Origin of the sequence: Staphylococcus sp. EG-SA-14, from assembly GCF_017151935.1 — a bacterium.
Lineage (GTDB): Bacteria > Bacillota > Bacilli > Staphylococcales > Staphylococcaceae > Staphylococcus > Staphylococcus aureus.
Map to the genome: position 1 here is coordinate 1 of NZ_JACVZM010000086.1, position 255 is coordinate 255.

General features: G+C 34.5%; 1 rRNA gene. It reads right to left on the reverse strand.

Annotation, left to right across the window (positions count from 1 at the left end):
- Positions 1-99, reverse strand: a 23S ribosomal RNA gene (locus IDG63_RS14395); the annotation flags it as partial.
- Positions 100-255 lie beyond the last annotated feature (156 nt).

Sequence of the window (255 nt, forward strand, 5' to 3'; positions counted from 1 at the left end):
AAGCTTACTTACAGCTCCCCAAAGCATATCGTCGTTAGTAACGTCCTTCATCGGCTTCTAGTGCCAAGGCATCCACCGTGCGCCCTTAATAACTTAATCTATGTTTCCACCATTTTTATAAGTCAAATGCTCACATACGGCTTCGTTTTCATTATTTTAAATGCTCATTTACATAAGTAAACTCTGCTTTAAAATAATTTAACTCATTGTCTGCTAAACGTTTTCTTTTATAAAAAGATTTAAACGCGTTATTAA